A 20,732-nucleotide genomic window follows, 5' to 3' on the forward strand; every position below is an offset into this window, starting at 1 on the left:
GAGGAGAAGGCATGACGGTTGGCCGAACGTTTCTCAGATCGATGCTGGTTGTGGCGGCTTTTGCCGGCGGCCTGCAAGCAGCCTTCGCGGACGAATGGCGCACCACCTCGTCGCTGATCGGCGAATCCAAATATGGCAATAACTTCCAGCACTACGACTACGTCAATCCGAACGCGCCGAAGGGCGGCACGCTGAATTCGGTGGTGCTCGGCACGTTCGACAGCTTCAATCCCTATATCGTCCAGGGTTCGCCGGCAGCCGGTTTTGCCCAATTCGGCGGCGGCTTGCTCTACGACACGCTGATGGAGCAGGCGACCGACGAAGGCAGCGTCAGCCATCCGCTGATCGCCGACGCCTACAAACATCCGGACGACTATTCCTCTGCGACCTACCGTCTTGATCCGCGGGCCAAATGGCATGACGGCAAGCCGATCACCACCGACGACGTGATCTGGTCGTTTCAGGTGCTGAAGGCCAACAGCCCGATGTACAGCCGCTATTTCGAGAATGTCACCGAGGCGATTGCGGTTTCCGACCGCGAGGTGGAATTCCATTTCGACCAGAAGGGCAACCGGGAGTTGCCGAAAATTCTCGGCGATCTCGTCGTGCTGCCGAAGCACTGGTGGGAAGGCACCGACGCCACCGGCAAGAAGCGCGACATCACCAGACCGACCTTGGAGCCGCCGCTCGGCTCGGCCGCCCACAAGATCGCCAGCTTCAAGCCTGGCTCTGAAATCATCTGGCAGAGGGTTCCGGACTACTGGGCTGCCAAACTGCCGGTGAAGATCGGCCGCGAGAATTTCGACAGGCAGCGTTTCAGCTATTTTCTCGACGACAATGCGGCCTGGCAAGCCTTCACCAAGGGCGGACTGCATGACATCAGGCCGGAAAACAGTTCGAGGCGCTGGAACACGGCCTATAATTTCCCGGCAGTCCAGGCCGGCGACGTCATCAAGCAGGAATTCAAGACCGCCTCACCCGAGCCGATGCAGGCCTTCATGCTCAACACGAGGCGTCCGCTGTTTGGGGATCGTCTGGTGCGCGCCGCGCTGACTTACCCACTCGATTTCGAGACCATGAATCGTACCTTGTTCTTCGGTTCCAACACCCGTACCAGCAGTTACTTCCAAGGCACCGAACTGGCATCGAGCGGCCTGCCGCAAGGCAAGGAGCTGGAAATCCTCGAGCAATATCGCGACAAGCTGCCGCCCGAAGTCTTCACCCAGGAATTCAAGCTGCCGGTCTACGATTCGCCACAGGCGGAGCGCAAGTATCTCAAGACTGCGGTCGATCTCTTCGCCAAGGCGGGCTGGGTGATCAAGGGCGGCAAGATGGTCAATGCCAAGACGGGCGAGCCCTTCAAGTTCGAAATCCTCGGCTGGAACGACACCGACCAGGTCCTTTCCAGTCCCTACATCGCCAATCTGCGCAAGATCGGCGTCGACGCCACGCTGCGGCTGATCGACCAGACCCAATACATCAACCGCATCAACAATTTCGACTTCGACGTCACCATATCGCAGTTGGGACAGTCGGATTCGCCGGGCAACGAGCAGCGTGATTTCTGGAGCTCCAAGGCCGCTGACACGCCTGGATCGCGCAACTACGCCGGCATCAAGAATCCGGTCGTCGATGCGCTGGTCGACCGCGTCATCTTTGCCACCGACCGCGACGATCTGGTTGCTGCCACCCATGCGCTCGACCGGGTGCTGCTGTGGAATTACTATGTAGTGCCGCAACACCATCGGTCGGCGGTCTGGATAGCCTACTGGAACAAGTTCGGCATCCCCGAGAAGCAACCGGCCTATAGCGGCGTCGACCAGAATTCCTGGTGGATCGATCCGGATAAGGAAAAGGCGCTGGCGGCAAAATACAAGAGCGGCAATTGATGGCGGCGCTCCCCCGCCGCGCCGCTCTGGCCCGCCGCGACTTTCTGGCCCTGGGCGCCGCTGCCACGGCGGCAGCTTTGCTGCCCGGCCGGGCCTTCGCCGCCGTCGCGACCGGCGTAAAGCTGCACGGCCTGTCGGCCTTCGGCGACCTCAAATATTCCCCAGGTTTCAGGCATTTCGCCTATGTCAATCCGGACGCGGCCAAGGGCGGCCAGATGAATTTCGCACCGCCGAACTCCACCTTCAATCAGAGCTTCCTGACGTTCAACACGTTGAATTCGCTTGTGTTGAGGGGGGAATCGCCGCCGCGCACCGAACTCTGCTTCGATTCGCTGATGGCAAGCGCTCTCGATGAGCCGGATGCGGTCTATGGCCGGCTTGCCGAGTCCGTTACCTTGTCGCCGGACCGCAATGGCTTCCGCTTCAGCCTGCGACCGCAGGCGCGCTTCCACGACGGCTCGCCACTGACAGCGGAGGACGTCGCCTTCGCATTGAAGCTTTACAAGGACAAGGGCCATCCGAACCTCTCCCAGGCGTTGCGTCATATGACGGAGGCGGTCGCAGTCGATCCGGCAACCGTCGACCTCACCTTCAACGGCAAACAGTCGGCGCAGAATATCCTTGCGGTCGTCGCCATGCCGATCGTGTCCAAAGCCTTTTATACGGTCAATGATTTCGATGCCTCGACGATGAAACCGCCGCTCGGCTCCGGACCTTACAAAATAGGGCGCGTGGCCGCGGGACAGACCGTCGAATATGAGCGTGTCGCCGACTATTGGGGCAGGGATTTGGCCGTGAACCGCGGCCTCTACAATTTCGACCGCATCCGCATCGATTTTTACATCAATCGCCAGGCTGCGTTTGAAGCCCTGAAAAAGGGGGACACGCATTTTCGCGAGGAATTTACCTCGCGGGTATGGGCGACCGGTTACGATTTTCCGGCGCTGAAGGACGGCAGGGTCGTCAAACGCGAATTTCCCGGAGAGAAAACGCCATCCATGCAGTCTGTCGCGCTGAACCAGCGTCGTCCGCAATTCCGCGATGTGCGCGTCAGACGGGCGATCGCCAATTGCTTCGATTTCGAATGGACCAGGCGGGTTCTGTTTTACGGCGCCTACGAGCGCTCGCAATCGAACTTCGAACGGTCGGATTACAGGGCCGAGGGCCTGCCCTCGCCCGAGGAATTGGCCCTGCTGGAGCCGTTCCGAGCCGAGTTGCCGCCGGAAACCTTCGGCGAAGCGGTGATGCAGCCTGTCTCCGACGGTTCGGGCCACGACCGCAAGCTGCTGCGCGCGGCTTCGAGACTGCTTGCCGAAGCCGGCTGGAAGCGAGCCGGCAATTTCGTCGTCAATGAAAAGGGTGAGCGGCTGCGGGTGGAAATGCTGGCTGAGGACGATGGCATCGTTCGGCTTTTCACCCCGTGGTCCGAGAACATGAAAACGATCGGAATCGACGCTTCGATCCGGCAGGTCGATTCGACGCAATATGAACAGCGGCAGAGCAATTTCGACTTCGATTTCAACCTGCTCGCATGGTCGATCGGGGCGACGCCGACTGCCGACGGCCTGGAAATCCTCTATGATTCGCGGATGGCGAAAACGCCGGGAATGCGCAATTATCCCGGTACGGAAAGCAAAGCCGTCGACGCGCTGATCGAGGCAGCCGGCAGGGCGCAGAGCCGGATAGAACTGGTCACGGCGCTCAAAGCGCTCGATCGGGTCTTGCGCGCGCGGCTAGACTGGATTCCAACATATTATCTCGCGAATCACCGAGTGGCCTATTGGGACATGTTCGGCTTTCCCGAGCAGAAGCCCGATTTCGGCTTTCCGGTCGAAGCGCTGTGGTGGTTCGACAAGAACAAGGCGGCAAAGGTTGGCAAAGTCTGAAATTTTCGCTCAAGCAAGGCAGAGAGCCTGATGGGCGCCTATATCCTGCGTCGCATCCTGCTGATGATCCCGACCTTGTTCGGCATCATGGCGGTGTCCTTCGCCGTCATCCAGTTCGCGCCGGGCGGGCCGGTCGAGCAGGTGATCGCCCGGCTGACCAACCAGGGCGGCAGCGATCGCCTTGGCGGCGGCGGTGGCGACGCCGACGCCAGCAATGTCGACGTGGCCGGCGACGTCGGTTCGAAATATCGCGGCGCGCAGGGGCTCGACCCCGAATTCATCGCCAAGCTGGAAAAGCAGTTCGGCTTCGACAAGCCGCCGCTCGAGCGCTTCGGCATGATGTTGTGGAACTACATCCGGTTCGATTTCGGCGACAGCTATTTCCGTGACATCTCGGTGATCGATCTGATCCTCGAGAAGATGCCGGTGTCGATCTCGATCGGGCTGTGGATCACGCTGCTGTCCTACCTGATCTCGATCCCGCTCGGCATCCGCAAGGCAGTCAAGGACGGCTCGGCATTCGACGTATGGACCAGCGGCGTCGTCATCGTCGGCTACGCCATTCCGGGCTTCCTGTTCGGCATACTGCTGATGGTGCTGTTTGCCGGCGGATCGTTCTACGACTGGTTCCCGCTGCGCGGCATCACCTCCGACAATTGGGACCAGCTGTCCTGGCCGGCGCGGATCGTCGACTATCTCTGGCACATGACCTTGCCGCTGACGGCGCTTGTGCTGTCAGCCTTCGCCACCACGACGCTGCTGACCAAGAATTCGTTCCTCGAGGAAATCCGCAAACAGTATGTGGTGACCGCGCGCGCCAAGGGTCTGTCGGAACGGCAGGTTCTCTACGGGCACGTCTTCCGCAACGCCATGCTGATCGTCGTTGCCGGCTTTCCGGGCGCCTTCATCTCGGCCTTCTTCACCGGGTCGCTGCTGATCGAGAACATCTTTTCGCTCGACGGCCTCGGCCTGCTCGGTTTCAGGTCGGTGGTCGAGCGCGACTACCCGGTGGTGTTCGCCAACCTCTATATCTTCTCGCTGCTTGGCCTGATTGTCGGGCTCCTGTCCGACCTGATTTATACCTGGGTCGATCCGCGCATCGACTTCGAGCGGAGAGACGTCTGATGGCCGGGGCCGCAGCCGAAACGGCGCCGGGCCGGATCGCCCGACCCTGGCTGTCGCCGCTCAACCAGCGGCGCCTGCAGAATTTCAGGGCCAACCGGCGCGGCTATTGGTCGTTGTGGATCTTCCTCGTGCTTTTCGTGCTGTCGCTGTTTTCCGAATGGATCGCCAACGACAAGCCGGTCCTCGTTTCCTACAAGGGCGAGATCCTGTTTCCGGTCCTGGTCGCTTATCCCGAGGAGAAGTTCGGCGGCTTTTATGCGGTCACCGACTATCGCGACCCGGTCATCCAGGACGAGATCAATGCCCATGGCTGGATGATCTGGCCGCCGGTCCGCTACTCCTACCGGACCGTCAACAACGCCATTCCCGAGGCCGCACCGACCAAGCCGTCCTGGCTCTATGACGTCAAGACACGCTGCAACCAGTATCCGCAAGGTGCGGCCGACCCCAATTGCGTCGTCGGCAACTGGAACTGGCTGGGCACCGACGACCAGGCGCGCGACGTGCTGGCGCGCGTCATCTACGGTTTCAGAGTCTCGGTGCTGTTCGGCCTGATCCTCACCGCCGGCTCGGCGGTGATCGGCGTGACGGCCGGTGCATTGCAGGGCTATTTCGGCGGCTGGACCGACCTTCTGTTCCAGCGCTTCATAGAAATCTGGTCGGCGATCCCGGTGCTTTATCTCTTGCTGATCGTCGCCGCCATCCTGCCGCCCGGCTTCTTCATCCTGCTCGGGCTGATGCTGCTGTTCTCCTGGGTGGCGCTGGTCGGCGTGGTGCGAGCCGAGTTCCTGCGCGCCCGCAACTTCGAATATGTCAACGCCGCGCGCGCGCTCGGCGTGCCCAACGGCACCATCATGTTCCGGCATCTGTTGCCAAACGCCATGGTGGCGACGCTGACCTTCCTGCCGTTTCTGCTCAGCGGCTCGATCTCGACGCTGACCTCGCTCGACTACCTTGGCTTCGGCCTGCCGCCCGGCTCGGCCTCGCTGGGCGAGCTCCTCAAGCAGGCGCAGCGCAACCTCAACGCGCCATGGCTGGGTATTTCCGGCTTCGTCGTCATCTCGCTGATGCTGTCGCTGCTGGTCTTCGTCGGCGAGGCGACCCGCGACGCCTTCGATCCGCGCAAGACGTTCAGATGAGCGAAGCCCCTCTCCTCTCCGTGCGCAACCTCAGCGTCGCCTTCGCGCAGGAAGGCCGCCAGTCGATGGCCGTCGACCACATCTCCTTCGACATCGCCAAGGGCGAGACGGTGGCGCTGGTCGGCGAATCCGGCTCCGGCAAGTCGGTCACGGCGCTGTCGGTGCTGAAGCTGCTGCCCTATCCGGCCGCCAGCCATCCGTCGGGAAAGATCCTGTTCCAGGGCGCCGACCTGCTCGCCACCGACGAGAAGGCATTGCGCCGCGTGCGCGGCAACAAGATCACCATGATCTTCCAGGAGCCGATGACCTCGCTCAACCCGCTGCACACGATCGAGCAGCAGATCGTCGAGGTGCTGACATTGCACCAGGGGCTGGGGGACCGCCAAGCCAAGGCGCGCACCCTGGAGCTGCTCAACGAGGTCGGCATCCGCGAGCCGGAGAAGCGGCTCGACGCCTACCCGCACCAGCTTTCCGGCGGCCAGCGCCAGCGCGTCATGATCGCCATGGCGCTGGCCAACGAGCCGGAACTGCTGATCGCCGACGAGCCGACGACGGCACTCGATGTCACCGTGCAGGCGCAGATCCTCGAACTGCTTGCGGAGCTGAAGAGCCGCAAGGGCATGTCGATGCTGTTCATCACCCATGATCTCGGCATCGTCAGAAAGATCGCCGACCGGGTCTGCGTGATGACCAAGGGCAAGATCGTCGAGACCGGGCCGACGAAAGAAATCTTCGCCAAGCCGCAGCACAGCTATACGCGGCATCTGCTTGCTGCCGAACCGAAGGGCAAGCCGCCCGCCGCCAACGCTGCCGCCAAGCCGGTCATGACCGGCCAGGACGTCAAAGTCTGGTTTCCGATCAAGAAAGGCTTTTTCCGGCGCACCGTCGACAATGTAAAGGCGGTCGACGGCATCGACGTCACCGTGCGCGCCGGCCAGACGCTCGGCGTCGTCGGCGAATCCGGCTCTGGCAAGACGACGCTCGGCCTGGCGCTGGCCAGGATGATCTCGTCGACCGGGACCATTCAGTTCAACGGGCGTGATATCAACGAGCTGAGTTTCAATGCCATGCGGCCGCTGCGGCGCGAGCTGCAGATCGTCTTCCAGGATCCGTTCGGATCCTTGAGCCCGCGCATGTCGGTCTCCGAGATCATCGAGGAAGGATTGAAGATCCACGAGCCGAAACTGTCGCCCGATGAACGCGACAAGCGCATCGTCGAGGTGCTCGGGGAAGTCGGGCTCGAACCCGCCACGCGCAATCGCTATCCGCACGAGTTTTCCGGTGGCCAGCGCCAGCGCATCGCCATCGCCCGCGCCATGGTGCTCAACCCGCGCTTCGTCATGCTGGACGAGCCGACCTCGGCGCTCGACATGAGCGTGCAGGCGCAGGTGGTCGACCTTCTGCGCAGCCTGCAGGCGAAGCACGACCTCGCCTATCTGTTCATCAGCCACGATCTGAAGGTCATCCGTGCGCTTGCCAACGACGTCATCGTCATGCGCAATGGCAGGATCGTCGAAGCCGGCCCGTCCGAACAGATTTTCGAACGGCCGCAGACCGACTATACCAAGGCACTGATCTCGGCCGCGTTCAGGATCGAGACGGCGCCGGTCGGCATCGTCAGCGAGTAAGGCCGTACCGCATAGAGGAAAAAAGAATCCGCAATGGAAAAAGGCCGTGTCCTGCTTGCCCTCACCGGTATCCATCCACGCCGTTGGCGCGAACTCTTGTCGGCCGAACGCGAGGTGGTGCTCGAGCCGGACGGCGCCAGCGATCCTTCGATCACCTATGCGGTGGTTTGGAAGCAGCGGCCGAACCTTCTGTCGTCGCTGCCCAATCTGCGCGCTGTCTTTTCGATCGGCGCCGGCGTCGACCACATCTTCGCCGATCCCACTTTGCCCGACGTTCCGATCGTCAAGGTCGTGGCCGACAACCTGACCCAATACATGACCGAATATGTCGTCTGGCGGGTGCTCGATCACCATCGCCAAGGCATGCTCTACCGGTCGCAGCAGCAAAAGAAGATCTGGCACGAGCCGCCGCAGCGGCCGGCCGGCGACATCTCCGTCGGCATCATGGGGCTCGGCACGCTTGGCCGCGCAGCGGCGTCGGTGCTTTTGTCGCTCGGCTTTGCGGTCAATGGCTGGTCGCGCAGCGAGCGGCCGATGGAAGGCGTTTCGACCTATGCCGGCGAGGCAGGATTGATCCCCTTCCTCAACGCCACCGACATTCTGGTGGTGCTTTTGCCGCTCACGCCGCAGACGCAAGGCATCATCAATTACGGCGTGCTGAAGGAGTTGAGGAAACGCAACGGCCTCGGCGGCTCGGTGCTGATCAATGCCGGACGCGGCAAGTTGCAGAAAGACGCCGACATTCTGCGTGCGCTGGAGGGCGGCACGCTCAAGGAAGCGAGCCTCGACGTGTTCGAGGTCGAGCCGCTGCCGAAGACCAGCCGGCTGTGGAGCCACCCGAAAGTGTTCGTGACGCCGCATGCGGCGGCGACCTCCGATCCCGTGCATCTGGTGCCGATCATGCTGCGCCAGATGGCCGCCTTCGAGCGCGGCGAGAAGCTTGAGAATGTCGTGGATCGCAACGCGGGATATTAACCCGGCTTGCCACATTCGCGGCGGGCGATCGACCGGTTCATGGCGTCGATCCGGCCGCTGGCCTGTTCGAGATCGCGCTGGGCCTTGGAACGGGCGTCCGGCGTGAACGGGCCGAGGCCCACCCCGGGATCGGAGAAAGACGGCTTGGCATCCTGCGGAAGGCGGTATTGCTGCGCCAGCCGGTTGCGTTGCGCCAGCAATTGATTGCAAGGCACGCTATCATATTGCAGCGAGGACTGGACATTCGCGTCCTGCCGCTCGGCAATCGAGGTGCCAACGCAGCCGGCCAGTGCCAGGCAAGGTGCCAAGACCACCAAGTTCCAGCGCATGCAAGGTCCTCCGTGTTGGTGTCCTGCCCTTTCGGGCATGTGAATCCAGGCTTTTTCGCAGCCGCCGCCAGGTGTGGCGCAGATGAACGAAAAGCGTCGCCGGACGAGGCCTGATGCGGTTTCGTGATGGAGATCCCGCCGGCAGTTGCCTGTATGCCGAGTCAGCAGTCACTTGCAACAGGCTTCCCGCGCCGGAATTAGCAACTATCTTGGAGCCATGCGCGCCAGCGACCTGCTTCACCCCCGGCCCGAGGGCCTCTATTGCCCACCCGGCGATTTCTTCATCGATCCGGTGCGGCCGGTCAACCGGGCACTGATCACGCACGGCCATTCCGACCATGCCCGTTCCGGCCACCGTTCGGTATTGGCCACACAACAGACGCTTGACATTATGGGGCTGCGCTACGGCGAGGGCTTTGCCGGGACCACGCAAGCGGCAGCACTTGGCGAGACGATTGCGCTGAACGGCGTCGCCGTAACCTTCCATCCGGCCAGCCATGTGCTCGGCTCGGCACAGATCGAGGTTGTGCATCAGGGCTCATGCATCGTCGCTTCGGGCGACTACAAGCGCCAGAGGGACGCGACTTGCGAGCCGTTCGAACCGGTCAAGTGCGACGTGTTCATCACCGAGGCGACCTTCGGCCTGCCGGTGTTCCGCCATCCGCCCGATACCGAAGAGATTGCCCGCCTGCTGAAATCGACGGCGCAGTTTCCCGAACGCGCGCATCTGGTCGGCGCCTATGCGCTCGGCAAGGCGCAGCGCGTCATGCGGTTGCTGCGCGATGCCGGCTACGACAGGCCGATCTACATCCATGGCGCGCTGGCCAGGCTCAGCGACTATTACCAGAGCCAGGGCATCGACCTCGGGACGTTGGAGCCGGCGACCGTCGAAAGCGGTGGCAAGGACGATTTCTCCGGCGCCATCGTCGTCGGCCCGCCACAGGCCTTCGCCGACCGCTGGGCACGACGCTTTCCCGATCCGATCTCGTGTTTTGCGTCCGGCTGGATGCGCATCCGCCAGCGCGCCAAGCAGGGCGGCGTCGAGCTGCCACTGATCATTTCCGACCATGCCGACTGGGACGAGCTGACCGCCACGATCAGGGAAACTGGCGCCGGGGAAATCTGGGTGACGCATGGTCGCGAGGAAGCGCTGGTGCGCTGGTGCGAACTCGAAGGCATCGCCGCCAGGCCGCTGCATCTCGTCGGCTACGAGGATGAGGGCGATTGATGGTGCTCACGGCCGACGTAGCGCTCTTTGGCACCCCCCTCTGGCCTGCCGGCCATCTCCCCCACTTGGGGGGAGATCGGATGTTGCGCCGGCTTTCGCCAATCGCTGACGTTGTAAGACGGGCGGCAAGAACGAAACTGCCAATCTCCCCCCTCGTGGGGGAGATGTCCGGCAGGACAGAGGGGGGCGCGACAGAACGCGACGCTCGGCCATGGTTCTCCTCATGAACCGCTTCGCCGAACTCCTCGATCGCCTCGTGCTGACGCCGTCGCGCAACGGCAAGCTGACGCTGCTGAGCGATTATTTCCGCAGCGTCGAGGATCCGGATCGCGGCCTGGCGCTGGCCGCTATTACCGGCGACCTGACCATCGCGGCGGTCAAGCCGGCGATGCTGCGCATGCTGGTCATGGAACGCATGGACCCGGTGCTGTTCGGCTATTCCTACGACTATGTCGGCGACCTGGCGGAGACGGTGTCGCTGGTCTGGCCGCAATCGCCGACGGATGCCGCCAACCACGAGCCGACGCTCGCCGAGGTCGTCGCGAAGCTGCAGGCGGCGAGCCGTTCCGACGGGCCGAAGGTGCTGGCCCGGCTGCTCGACAGCGCCAGCATCTCGGCGCGCTTCGCCATCATAAAGTTGGTCACCGGCGGCCTGCGGATCGGCGTCTCGGCGCGGCTGGCCAAGCAGGCGCTGGCCGATCTCGGCAAGGTCGACGTCGCCGAGATCGAAGAGCTCTGGCATGGGCTGACGCCGCCCTATGCCGAGCTCTTCGCCTGGCTGGAAGGCAAGGCAGAAAAACCCAAAAAGACAGCGCTGGCGCTGTTCCGGCCGGTGATGCTATCGAACCCGATCGGTGACGGCGACCTCGAAAAGCTCGACCCGGCCGACTATGCCGCCGAGTGGAAATGGGACGGCATCCGCGTCCAGGCCGTATCGGAAGGCGGCATTCGCCGGCTCTATTCGCGCACGGGCGACGACGTCTCCGGCGCTTTTCCGGACCTCGCAGAGGCGATGGATTTTTCTGCCACCCTCGACGGCGAGCTTCTGGTCGGCGATCCCTTGCAGGCGACCGGCACGTTCTCGGACCTGCAGCAGCGGCTGAATCGCAAGAGCGTGACACCGAAGATCCAGCAGCAATACCCGGCCTTCATGCGCTGCTACGACGTGCTTCAGATCGGCGACGAGGACTTGCGCGCGCGCTCTTTCCGCGAGCGGCGCGGCCGCCTCGAAGCCTTCGTGCAGACGCTCGATCCGAGCCGCTTCGATCTGTCGCCCCTGGTCGAATTCACCGACTGGCAGGCGCTGGAGGAATTGCGCCGCAAGCCGCTGCATCCGGTCATTGAAGGCGTAATGCTGAAGCGCTGGGATTCGCCCTATCTCACCGGCCGGCCGAGAGGCCCATGGTTCAAATGGAAGCGCGATCCGCACACGGTCGACGCCGTGCTGATGTATGCCCAGCGCGGCCACGGCAAGCGTTCGAGTTTTTATTCCGACTACACGTTTGGCGTGTGGTCCGGCCGCGAAGGATCGGAGGAACTGGTGCCGGTGGGGAAAGCCTATTTCGGCTTCACCGACGAGGAACTGAGGCAGATCGACAAATATGTCCGCGACAATACGATCGAGCGCTTTGGCCCGGTCCGCTCGGTACGAGCCGACCGCAAGAACGGTCTCGTGCTGGAGGTGGCGTTCGAAGGGCTCAACCGCTCGACACGGCACAAATCCGGCGTCGCCATGCGCTTTCCGCGCATTTCACGGCTGCGCTGGGACAAGCCGGCGGCCGAAGCCGACCGCATCGAGACGCTGCAGGCGCTGCTCGATTAGGACGGATGAGGGAAGGCAAAAGGGTGCCGGGTCAACGTGCTGCTCTGCCATTCATCGCTGCGAGACTCGAAGATCACGGCATGGATGATCCATGCCGTAACAGTGGTTACGGAGTGCAGCGGTTCAGCGGTCTCGCTCCAGAAATCACGGAACAATCGAGACGCGGATCTCGTAGATGTCGACCGACTTGCCCTGTTTGTCAAAGTCGGAATTGATGGCGATGGTGCCGGCAGCACCCGGACGCTTGTCGGGAAACGGCACGTCGAACAGATATTCGTTGCGCTCGTGGCCGACCGCGTAGCGCTTGCGGCCGCAGTCGCCGAGTTCGCCGAAGTTGCAGTCGACGGAGATCTGCGTCTCCTGGCCCTCCTCGGAGCGGGCGATGATGTCGAACGTGGCGTGCTTGCCGGCGAGTTTTTCCAGCACGCCTTGCCCGACGTCGAAGCTGATCGCCGAACCGGAGGCGCCCGACCGGATGCGCAGGAAGGAACCGCTGTCGTCCTGCATGACTTCGGCCTTGGCATCCGAAGGCGCACTGACAAGCGCCGGGTCGCTCGGCGAAAACACATTGATCCAGTCGCGCTCCGCATCGCCGGGGTCCAGCGGCGAGGCGGTGTCGCTTGGCGGTGTGAAATCATCGTCTTCCACCGTCGGTACGGTTTGCGGCGGGGCCGTGTCGAGTTCGGCCGCCGACTTGAAGACGCCGGTCTGCGCAGCGAAATAGAGGCCGATACCGACAGCTGCGAGCAGCGTCACGCCGAGGAAGATCGCGGTGAGAGGCAGGCGGGGGCCTCTCACCCGCTTGTCGTCGCGGTCGGGCATCACCTCTGCGTCGTCGTCTCCGGTCGATGGGCGGGACGACAATTCGATCTCCGGCGCACCGGGAAAACCCGCTTCCGGCATGATATCGGGAACGACGGGCAAGACGCGCGAGCGCGGCGCGTCGGATGCAGGAGGCTTCACCGGACCGTCGACAACGACGTCAGGCGGCGGCGCGGGTTCGGCGGCGGGTTCGGCATCGGCTTCGGCTTCGGCGGCGCTGTCAGCCGGCTGCTCCACCGCCGGTGCTGCAGCGTCATCATCGGTCTGTGGGCCGACGCCGGGAACCGCCGGCAGGAATTCGGATTCGATTTCGGTGATCTTGGCCTGCACCGCCTTGCGGCGCTTGATGGCGAGTTCCACCGTCACGCCCGGGTTGGCCTGCAGGGCACGGTCAAGTGCGGCGAAGGCCGATCGATAGACCCGCTCGCGAAACGCGCGGTCTTCGGCATTGCCTTTCTCGAAGGCATTCCGGATCGCTTTTTCGATCGCGTCCAAGCTGGATCCCTCTGCACCTACGGTCACATGTCATGATCGTTAGCCGCAGGCGATCAATCAATCAACGGGCCAGCGGCCGCATTCTGTCTTCGTGACGCATCCAAAGCTCATTTCGGCGGTTTTCGGTAAAGGAATCAACATTTTTCGCCGATTTCCCGATGCAGCGCCAACGCGACGTCGCGCAACCTGCCGGAGTGGTTTTCGCACAGCCGCATGGCCGATCGGTGCGGCGGTCGCTTATAGGCCCGGAATGAGCCGACACGAAATGCCAAGTCCCATCTTGAATTTGTGGCGGGTTGCGTCTATCACCCAGCGCATCTTGGAGGCCCCGGCTTCCCGGGCCGCTTTAGCTCAGTTGGTAGAGCACATCATTCGTAATGATGGGGTCAGGTGTTCGAGTCACCTAAGCGGCACCAATCTTTCCAAGGGTTGCGGGCCCAAAGCGCTCCTCACCACACCGCAAATTCGAGATCAGGACACATTTCGGGACACAAAACCGAGCGTCGGTGGTGCGTGGGCCAATGGGAGGTCTCGAACGTTCGCAACTGCCTTACATCGAAAAGTAGAACGGGCCTGCCACTCTAGCTTCGCGCCCCCCCAGTTCCGCACTGCAGTCGGACTTGATGTTCGAATTGCCGCTCATCTTGATCGTGTCGGCAACGATTCGCAGGCAGGTGCTGCTAGTTCCGTTGTTACCATTGTAGGTCAGGTCGCCATAGGGGAAGTACAGGACGCCGTTCAGATCAGTGGCGCCATTCCCATTGAACAGGTGGGACGATGTGTTCGCTCGTGCCGACATCATCAGCATGCCGGCATAGTCGCCTGTCTGCGGCGCGCTCAATGACAGCGAGCCGTTGCCGTTCACTGTTATACCGCCATCAGCCATGAAGATGGTCACACCGGCGCCGGTCACTGTGCCTTTGACGGAAAGAGAACCTTCGACATAATAGAGGCCCGGCTCCAGGGTTTTGTCGCCGCTCAGATCGAGATTTCGATACCGCCCTGGACTGACTGTCAAGTCGCCAGCGTTCGGATTAGGATACAAGATTGGTGGTACCGGTTCCACCAGGTTACCCCATGGGTCAGGCAGTCGCCACGCATTGACGCGATTTTGCTCACAATCGGTGATCAGTCCGCTGGTCGCCACTATTCCGCCAGATGATTGAATGCAGTCCGCCTCAAGGGACGCGTCGCCGCCAACATAGATGGAATCCGGAGCCGACGAATTGGAAGCGATAACGCAGCCATCCATGATGACTGTGGTGCTTCCGGCCGCTTCGAAGGCGCGCGGCGCGGCCCGGTTGAGGGCATAGACGCACGCGGTATCACCATTGCTGGACGTAATGCGGGACCGGACGAGAATGTTGGTCGATGACGGTCCATCGCCGCCGATTGAGCGCGGAATGAGATAGGTGTAGTTGAGGCTGGATTCAGTCCTGAGGCTCTGGCTTCCGTCGTTTTCCGTCGCCAGACCGTGATAGACGAGCGAGGGTATGTTATCCGCGCTTGCATCGACCGATGCCAAGTTGGCTTTGAGTAGCTTGTCGCCAAGCGCCTGTAGCTCACCGTCGCTCAGGCCCGAGTTGACCTTAACGGCGATCTCCATGCTTGCTGCATCCAGAGCCGATTGAAGCCTGCTCCTCTCGCGGTTCATGTTCGCGAGATCCACCGCGGCGCCGACTGCTGCAATCATAGGAAGCAGCATGACAACGAGACCGGTCGCAAAGTTACCGCGGCTGTCTCGACAGAACCGTTTCAAAAGCAGAATTTGGTGCATCATGCCGGCAAAATGCATCCCTGCGGCAAAGAAGTTGTTTCATTGATCACTAAACTCTTAAGTAGGACGGAATTCGTCCTCACAGAAAAGCTGCCGGACGGTCAAACCGCTGTCCGGATGGAGGATGCCGCCGTTCCGTGGCCGCGAATGCAGAGCGCTCTCAGCGAGCGGATGCAGGTATCGCTCGACTGTGCACAGCGCGGAACGGTTACCCGTCGCTAATTCTATTGAAAAATAAACATTCGAAATGGGTGATCGCCAGCACCACTCGTGACCAATTCCAGTTTAGAAGGGTAAGTTCTGGCGCTGAACAACATGCCAGATCCGTTCTACGCCACCATTTCGCTCCAGAACCGATCTAGCCAGGCTTCTACAATTATTCACGGTGGACCCCGCGGCGGTCTGTAAGCCAACTGCAATTCGTTGGATCCGGCGACGGTTCGAACGCTGCTACGGCTTGTTCATCAGTGCGAGGTTGGCATCGACCAACGAGGTATCGGTCATTCCTGCCTTGGCCTCCAGAAGCAATTCGCGGGCTTTTTTCTTGTTGCCGCGCAACAATTGCGAATACCCCATATTGTTGACGATGTGGGCCCGGCGGCCGGCAACCACAACAAGCTGATCGTAAGCGCGGTCGGCAAAATCGAAGCGGCCGAGCTGGTCGTAGGAGGCGGCAAGTCCCAGCCATGCCTCGGCATTGTCGGACCGAAGTTCCACCGCCTTGCGGAAGTGCTTTTCCGCCAACCCATAATTGGCTTCGCGGAACTGCGTCTTGCCAGATACGAGATCAGCCCTGCTGATGTCGGTCGTCGCCGGAGCGATCGACGTGGTCTCGGTGACGTCGACGCTGCTCGTCGTGCATCCCGTCACAATCGTCACGACTGCGACCGCAGCCAACGCGGCGAATTTCGATTGCCCCATAATCTGCCCCATCCGGCCGCTTGGCGGGCCGTCTCATCAAGCATAATAGCGGGCTCGGCTTAAGCTTCGGTGGCGGGTTTCGAGCAAATATTAGGAAAGCCGAACATATTGGATTAACTATCGACTGGAGCGGATCAGTCGCCTGCCGTCATTTTCACGATGATCGGGATGATGGCGATCATCAGCACGACTGGCAGGATGCAGACCGTAACCGGCACCGACATCTTTGCCGGCAGCGCGTGCGCCTTTTCCTCAGCTATCGACATGCGCTTGTGACGCATTTCGTCCGAATAAACCCGAAGCGCGCCCGAAAGGCTGGTGCCAAGCTCCTTCGATTGCTGAAGCAGCGTGGCGAAGGAGCGTACCTCGTCGAGGCTCAGGCGATCAGCCAACGATTTCAGCGCATCGTCAAGGCTGCGCCCCGCCCTGAGTTCGAGCGAGACAAGCTGAAGGTTCTGGCTGAGCGAGGGATAAGTGATAAAGAGCTCTTTCGACACCCGCTCGATCCCGGCCTCCATGCTCATGCCGGCGTCCGCGCAGACGATCATCAGGTCCATGAAATCGGGAAAGCCATTGCGGTATTCCCGCATTTTCGTACGGACCTGCGAGGTCAATACAAGACCCGGCAGAAAATAACCGGCGCCACCGGACATGATGATAAAAGTCCAGCGGCTCGGAACTGCCGATTCACCGCCAAACCAGCGGACGACCAGAAACGCAACAACGGCTCCAGCCAGGAAGCCGACAAAGCGGATGACAAAAAAACTGCCGACCGCGCCTGGATCCATGTGACCAGCCTGAATGAGTTTCATCCGCAGCCGCGCAACGTTTTCCGGATCGCTTTTGGCGTAGAATTCATGGGCGGTTTTCATCGCCTTGTCGCGGACGGCGCTGGCGTTCCGTTTCGGCGCGGCGGTCGGCTTGGGTGCCTCCGCAACCTCTGAGACTTCGACCTTGAGCCGGCGCTTCAAGTCGCCGCGTCCTCCACGCGCGGTACTCCATTGCCAGAGGATCGCTCCTCCTCCCACGGCGAGCAGCAAAAGCGCCAGCGACGTCGGGCGAAGGGAGGCAAGGAGACCGATCAGGGTTTCCATGTCAGAATTTGAAGTTCGACATCTTGAACATCATGGCGTTGCCCAGCATTAGCCATGAGATCGAGCCGCCCAACAGATACCAAGTCATCGGCTCGCCCCAGACGCTCTCGTAGAATTGCGGCATCATGACCATGATGCCGACCATCAGCAGCGCCGGTACGGCGGTCAGGATGTAGGCCGACATGCGGCCCTCGGTCGAGATTGCTCGCACTTTGCGCCGCAGCTTTCCGCGCTCGCGGATGATCGACGACAGACCATCCAGGATTTCGCGCAGATTGCCGCCTGAGCTGCTCTGGATCGACACAGCGGTGACGAACAGCGGCAGGTCCTCGTGTCCGACGCGCTCGAACAGCGAATGCAGCGCGGAAACCAGGTCGGAGCCATAGGTCACTTCGTCGGCGATCACGCCGAATTCGGTGCCGATCGGATCGGCCATTTCACGCGCCACCATCGAGATCGCCACCGGAACCGGATGCCCTGCCTTGAGGCTTCGCGTGATGAGTTCCAGAGCTTCTGGAAGCTGCATTCCGAACATCTTGTGCCGCCGCTTGCGCAGGAACCGCAGGGTCATGATCGGAAAGACCAAACACATGACCGGAAGCACTGGCAGTGCAATGATCAGCGGCAGGCCGTAGGAAACGGCAAACAGGCAGAGGCCAAGCGCCAGACCCGACGTGATCAGCAGAAATTTCGGCAGTGGTAGGACCATGCCGGACTGGATCCGCAGCTCCCGAATCCGGTCGAGCGAAAGCATCGAAGCACCGCCTTCCATCCCACGCTCTTTGCGCAGTTGGATCAGCACCTGCTCTTGGCTGAGCTTTTTCTCCTGCAGCTTCATTCGCCGATTGATCGCCATGCGGCGATCCCGGTGCCCGGCGTAAAGCAGGTAAAACGCTTCGGCGATCATGATGCCGGTCAGACCGGCGCCGGCATAAATCACATAGATGGCGCTGAATCCCTCGAGCATTGATTATTCCTGCTGTCTGCCAGGCTCGAAATATCGCCCAGGAAATTCGATGCCCATCGCCTTCAGGTCTTCGAGGAAGCGCGGGCGCAGGCCCGTCGCCTCGAAGTGGCCAAGGATCGTCCCGTCCGCTTCCATGCCGGTGCGCACGAAGCGAAATATCTCCTGCATCTGGATCACGTCGCCTTCCATCCCGGTCACTTCGGCGACGCTCGTGACCTTGCGCTTGCCGTCGGAAAGCCGGGTAAGCTGCACGATGATGTCGAGCGCGCTTGCGATCTGGCTGCGGATCGACTGCACGGTCATCGGCATTCCGGTCATGCCGAGCATCTGTTCGAGACGGGAAATCGCGTCGCGCGGCGTGTTGGCATGAATGGTCGCCATCGAGCCTTCGTGGCCGGTGTTCATCGCCTGAAGCATGTCGAAGGCTTCCTCGCCGCGGCACTCGCCGAGGATGACGCGGTCCGGCCGCATACGCAGCGCGTTTTTGACCAGATCGCGCTGCTTGAGTTCGCCGTGACCTTCGATATTGGCCGGCCTCGTCTCCATGCGCGCCACATGCGGCTGCTGCAATTGCAGTTCGGCCGCGTCTTCGATGGTGATCAGGCGCTCGTCTTCGGGGATGAAGGCCGACAGCGCGTTCAGCATCGTCGTCTTGCCGGTGCCGGTGCCGCCGGAAATAATCGTCGTCTTGCGGGCATGGACTGCGGCGGCAAGGACCTCGGCCATGTTCTGCGTGACCGCACCAAATTCAACGAGCTTATGCAGACCGAGCTTATTCTTGGAGAATTTGCGGATGGATACCAGCGGCCCGTCGACACCGACCGGTCGGATGGCGGCATTGAAGCGTGAGCCGTCGAGCATGCGCGCGTCGACCATCGGCTGGGATTCATCGACGCGGCGGCCGACGGCCGCAACGATCTTGTTGATGATTCGTATGAGGTGAGCTTCGTCCTTGAACGGAATATGCACCTGCTCGAGCTTGCCATGCCGCTCGACGAAGCAGCTGCGATGGCCGTTGATCAGGATGTCGTTGATGGCTGGGTCTTTCAGCAACGGCTCGAGCGGGCCGAGGCCGACCATTTCGTCGACAATGTCATCCACCAGCGCGTCGAGTTCGGCGACATTGACCGCAAGCCGTTCGCCGCGCGCCTTCTCGGAGACGAAATCATGCACCTGCCGCCGCATCTCGTCGCGCGGCAGGCGCTCGAGCGCTACGAGGTTGATCTCTTCGATCAGCATGCGGTGAATGCGCATTCTGGCGTCGAGGACCTTCGTGGGCTTTGCCGGTCCCACCTCGGGTTTCGGCGGGGCCGGCTTGCGTGTCGTCGGGATGACGACCGGCCGATGCTGGATTGGCGCCTGCTCCTGCCGGATTTCCGGCGTGGCATCGCGCTTCTGGAGCGTCGAAAATCGGCTGATCACCCGGCTCTCCTCAAAAGACTTTTACCGAGCCCGAACAGTGAACGCTTTTTCCGCGTTTCCGCCACGACCTCATCAGGCAGGACTATTCGCCTGAGATCGTTGACGACATTCGCGTTGGGGTCGATCTCGTGCAGCGGAACGCCGCGATCGACGGCCTCGCGCACCAGCTTGTAATTGTTCGAGATGCCGCCGACGAAATGCTCGCCGAGGAATGCCTGGACGTCGGCCCGCTTGATGCCGCTTTCGAACAGGCGTTGTTCGAAGCGGTTGACGATGACGTTTGGCTTCACCTCCTTGCCCACCGTCTCATAAACGGCCTGGATCAGCCGCTGCGTATGGCGCAGGCACGGCACGGTCATTTCGGCGACGATGTAGAGCTTGTTTGAGCCCAGCAGCACGGTTTCCGTCCAGGGAAACCACGTGCGCGGCATGTCGATGACGACATTGTCGAAATAGGCGGAGACGAGGTCCAGCATGCGGACAACCACGTCGGCGTTGAACGTGCGCATCTCCGCTGGCCGCGCAGGCGCAGCCAGCACGCAGAGACCGCTCGCATGTTTCGAGAGCATCACGTCAAGAAGCTGGCGGTCAAGGCGTTCCGGCTGATTATCGATTTCGTTGATGTCGAAGCGTGGCTCGAGGTCGAGATATTCGGCGCATGAGCCTTGCTGGAAATTGAGATCGACTACGCAGGTCGACGATCCGCGCGTTACCGAATGGTGGAGCTGGAACGCGGTTTGCAGCGTCAGCGTGGTGGTGCCTACCCCCCCGGCGGCGGGCATGAACGTGTAGATTTGCGACTCGGTGTTCTCTTCGCGCCCCGGTCCCTCAAGCGCGCGAACGCAGGAGCGAACAAGATCGGCGGTGGTCAGCGGCTTGACCAGAAAATCGGCGACCTGAAGCTGAACCAGGATGCGCGCGGCGGACGCATTGAATTCCTGAGTCACAACGATGATTGCAGCGCGCCTCTCGAGCCGCCGCGTAATGCGCTGCAGCGCCTCGATCTCGTTGAGCTTGGCCGCATCCATGTCGACGATCACCGCGCTGCAATCAGCCTCCTGGATTTCGCCGCGTAACTCGGTGACGTTCTTCTCGACCGTAACAAGCGCAACCGCCTCCGACGAGGCGAACGCCGTCCTCGTTTTCTGCACAAAGCTCTTGTCGGTGGAAACAAGCACGATCCGTTTGGTTTTTCCGGGATTTGCCATTCTTC

General features: G+C 61.7%; 16 protein-coding genes and 1 tRNA gene. 9 read left to right on the forward strand and 8 right to left on the reverse strand.

Features of this window, described 5'->3' with window-relative positions:
* Positions 1–11: 11 nt before the first annotated feature.
* Genes AC0L3I_RS04470 through AC0L3I_RS04495 form a run of 6 tightly spaced genes read left to right on the forward strand, consistent with a single transcriptional unit; the run spans position 12 to position 8,642 of the window.
* Positions 12–1,889, forward strand: coding sequence for an extracellular solute-binding protein (locus AC0L3I_RS04470; RefSeq protein WP_473483948.1), 1,878 nt, complete (start codon positions 12–14; stop codon positions 1,887–1,889).
* Positions 1,889–3,775 carry an extracellular solute-binding protein gene (locus AC0L3I_RS04475; RefSeq protein WP_473526107.1) on the forward strand — a complete coding sequence of 629 codons (1,887 nt, stop codon included), beginning with the start codon at positions 1,889–1,891 and terminating at the stop codon, positions 3,773–3,775. Before AC0L3I_RS04470 ends, AC0L3I_RS04475 begins: the two co-directional genes overlap by 1 nt.
* Before the next feature lie 30 nt (positions 3,776–3,805).
* A complete protein-coding gene (locus tag AC0L3I_RS04480; RefSeq protein ID WP_473526108.1) occupies positions 3,806–4,900 on the forward strand; it encodes a microcin C ABC transporter permease YejB in 1,095 nt (364 codons plus the stop codon).
* On the forward strand, positions 4,900–6,039 hold the full coding sequence (locus AC0L3I_RS04485; RefSeq protein ID WP_473483957.1) for an ABC transporter permease: 1,140 nt from the start codon (positions 4,900–4,902) through the stop codon (positions 6,037–6,039). The genes AC0L3I_RS04480 and AC0L3I_RS04485 overlap by 1 nt, the downstream gene beginning before the upstream one ends.
* The gene (locus AC0L3I_RS04490; protein ID WP_473483960.1) at positions 6,036–7,667 is read left to right on the forward strand and encodes an ABC transporter ATP-binding protein; all 1,632 of its coding nucleotides are present in this window, start codon (positions 6,036–6,038) and stop codon (positions 7,665–7,667) included. Before AC0L3I_RS04485 ends, AC0L3I_RS04490 begins: the two co-directional genes overlap by 4 nt.
* A 33-nt stretch (positions 7,668–7,700) precedes the next feature.
* Positions 7,701–8,642 carry a 2-hydroxyacid dehydrogenase gene (locus AC0L3I_RS04495; protein WP_473483963.1) on the forward strand — a complete coding sequence of 314 codons (942 nt, stop codon included), beginning with the start codon at positions 7,701–7,703 and terminating at the stop codon, positions 8,640–8,642.
* Here AC0L3I_RS04495 and AC0L3I_RS04500 read toward each other — a convergent pair.
* Positions 8,639–8,971, reverse strand: a complete 333-nt coding sequence (locus AC0L3I_RS04500; RefSeq protein WP_473483966.1) for a hypothetical protein — start codon at positions 8,969–8,971, stop codon at positions 8,639–8,641. The two genes, AC0L3I_RS04495 and AC0L3I_RS04500, sit on opposite strands and share 4 nt — an antisense overlap.
* A gap of 217 nt (positions 8,972–9,188) precedes the next feature.
* Between AC0L3I_RS04500 and AC0L3I_RS04505 the strand changes: the two genes are divergently transcribed.
* Both AC0L3I_RS04505 and AC0L3I_RS04510 read left to right on the forward strand, forming a co-directional pair.
* A complete protein-coding gene (locus tag AC0L3I_RS04505) occupies positions 9,189–10,199 on the forward strand; it encodes a ligase-associated DNA damage response exonuclease (RefSeq protein WP_473526109.1) in 1,011 nt (336 codons plus the stop codon).
* A gap of 223 nt (positions 10,200–10,422) precedes the next feature.
* Entirely contained in the window at positions 10,423–12,021 is a 1,599-nt protein-coding gene (locus AC0L3I_RS04510) for a cisplatin damage response ATP-dependent DNA ligase (protein ID WP_473526243.1), read from the forward strand.
* Between the two features lie 144 nt (positions 12,022–12,165).
* On the opposite strand, the gene AC0L3I_RS04515 is transcribed toward AC0L3I_RS04510, so the two are convergent.
* Positions 12,166–13,338: a hypothetical protein gene (locus AC0L3I_RS04515; protein ID WP_473526110.1), complete on the reverse strand. Its 1,173-nt coding sequence runs from the start codon at positions 13,336–13,338 to the stop codon at positions 12,166–12,168.
* Between the two features lie 340 nt (positions 13,339–13,678).
* Between AC0L3I_RS04515 and AC0L3I_RS04520 the strand changes: the two genes are divergently transcribed.
* Positions 13,679–13,754 (forward strand) — tRNA-Thr (locus tag AC0L3I_RS04520).
* A gap of 134 nt (positions 13,755–13,888) precedes the next feature.
* Here AC0L3I_RS04520 and AC0L3I_RS04525 read toward each other — a convergent pair.
* From AC0L3I_RS04525 to AC0L3I_RS04550, 6 genes are all read right to left on the reverse strand, one after another.
* The gene (locus AC0L3I_RS04525) at positions 13,889–15,118 is read right to left on the reverse strand and encodes a TadE/TadG family type IV pilus assembly protein (protein WP_473483974.1); all 1,230 of its coding nucleotides are present in this window, start codon (positions 15,116–15,118) and stop codon (positions 13,889–13,891) included.
* 447 nt (positions 15,119–15,565) lie between these two features.
* On the reverse strand, positions 15,566–16,036 hold the full coding sequence (locus AC0L3I_RS04530) for a tetratricopeptide repeat protein (RefSeq protein ID WP_473483977.1): 471 nt from the start codon (positions 16,034–16,036) through the stop codon (positions 15,566–15,568).
* Positions 16,037–16,170: 134 nt separating this feature from the next.
* Entirely contained in the window at positions 16,171–17,130 is a 960-nt protein-coding gene (locus AC0L3I_RS04535) for a type II secretion system F family protein (RefSeq protein ID WP_473483980.1), read from the reverse strand.
* Between the two features lies 1 nt (position 17,131).
* Positions 17,132–18,097: a type II secretion system F family protein gene (locus AC0L3I_RS04540; RefSeq protein WP_473526111.1), complete on the reverse strand. Its 966-nt coding sequence runs from the start codon at positions 18,095–18,097 to the stop codon at positions 17,132–17,134.
* Positions 18,098–18,100: 3 nt separating this feature from the next.
* Positions 18,101–19,519, reverse strand: a complete 1,419-nt coding sequence (locus AC0L3I_RS04545) for a CpaF family protein (RefSeq protein ID WP_473526112.1) — start codon at positions 19,517–19,519, stop codon at positions 18,101–18,103.
* Positions 19,516–20,727, reverse strand: a complete 1,212-nt coding sequence (locus AC0L3I_RS04550) for a CpaE/TadZ family protein (protein WP_473526113.1) — start codon at positions 20,725–20,727, stop codon at positions 19,516–19,518. The genes AC0L3I_RS04545 and AC0L3I_RS04550 overlap by 4 nt, the downstream gene beginning before the upstream one ends.
* Positions 20,728–20,732 lie beyond the last annotated feature (5 nt).

This window comes from Mesorhizobium sp. WSM4840 (assembly GCF_055811755.1).

Bases quoted from the DNA above. Each gene is read 5' to 3' on its own strand.
- AC0L3I_RS04510 (WP_473526243.1), top strand. From the start codon at position 10,423: ATGAACCGCTTCGCCGAACTCCTCGATCGCCTCGTGCTGACGCCGTCG.
- AC0L3I_RS04550 (WP_473526113.1), bottom strand. From the start codon at position 20,727: ATGGCAAATCCCGGAAAAACCAAACGGATCGTGCTTGTTTCCACCGAC.
- AC0L3I_RS04540 (WP_473526111.1), bottom strand. From the start codon at position 18,097: ATGCTCGAGGGATTCAGCGCCATCTATGTGATTTATGCCGGCGCCGGT.
- AC0L3I_RS04470 (WP_473483948.1), top strand. From the start codon at position 12: ATGACGGTTGGCCGAACGTTTCTCAGATCGATGCTGGTTGTGGCGGCT.
- AC0L3I_RS04485 (WP_473483957.1), top strand. From the start codon at position 4,900: ATGGCCGGGGCCGCAGCCGAAACGGCGCCGGGCCGGATCGCCCGACCC.
- AC0L3I_RS04505 (WP_473526109.1), top strand. From the start codon at position 9,189: ATGCGCGCCAGCGACCTGCTTCACCCCCGGCCCGAGGGCCTCTATTGC.
- AC0L3I_RS04530 (WP_473483977.1), bottom strand. From the start codon at position 16,036: ATGGGGCAATCGAAATTCGCCGCGTTGGCTGCGGTCGCAGTCGTGACG.
- AC0L3I_RS04535 (WP_473483980.1), bottom strand. From the start codon at position 17,130: ATGGAAACCCTGATCGGTCTCCTTGCCTCCCTTCGCCCGACGTCGCTG.
- AC0L3I_RS04475 (WP_473526107.1), top strand. From the start codon at position 1,889: ATGGCGGCGCTCCCCCGCCGCGCCGCTCTGGCCCGCCGCGACTTTCTG.
- AC0L3I_RS04525 (WP_473483974.1), bottom strand. From the start codon at position 15,118: ATGATGCACCAAATTCTGCTTTTGAAACGGTTCTGTCGAGACAGCCGC.
- AC0L3I_RS04480 (WP_473526108.1), top strand. From the start codon at position 3,806: ATGGGCGCCTATATCCTGCGTCGCATCCTGCTGATGATCCCGACCTTG.
- AC0L3I_RS04500 (WP_473483966.1), bottom strand. From the start codon at position 8,971: ATGCGCTGGAACTTGGTGGTCTTGGCACCTTGCCTGGCACTGGCCGGC.
- AC0L3I_RS04490 (WP_473483960.1), top strand. From the start codon at position 6,036: ATGAGCGAAGCCCCTCTCCTCTCCGTGCGCAACCTCAGCGTCGCCTTC.
- AC0L3I_RS04495 (WP_473483963.1), top strand. From the start codon at position 7,701: ATGGAAAAAGGCCGTGTCCTGCTTGCCCTCACCGGTATCCATCCACGC.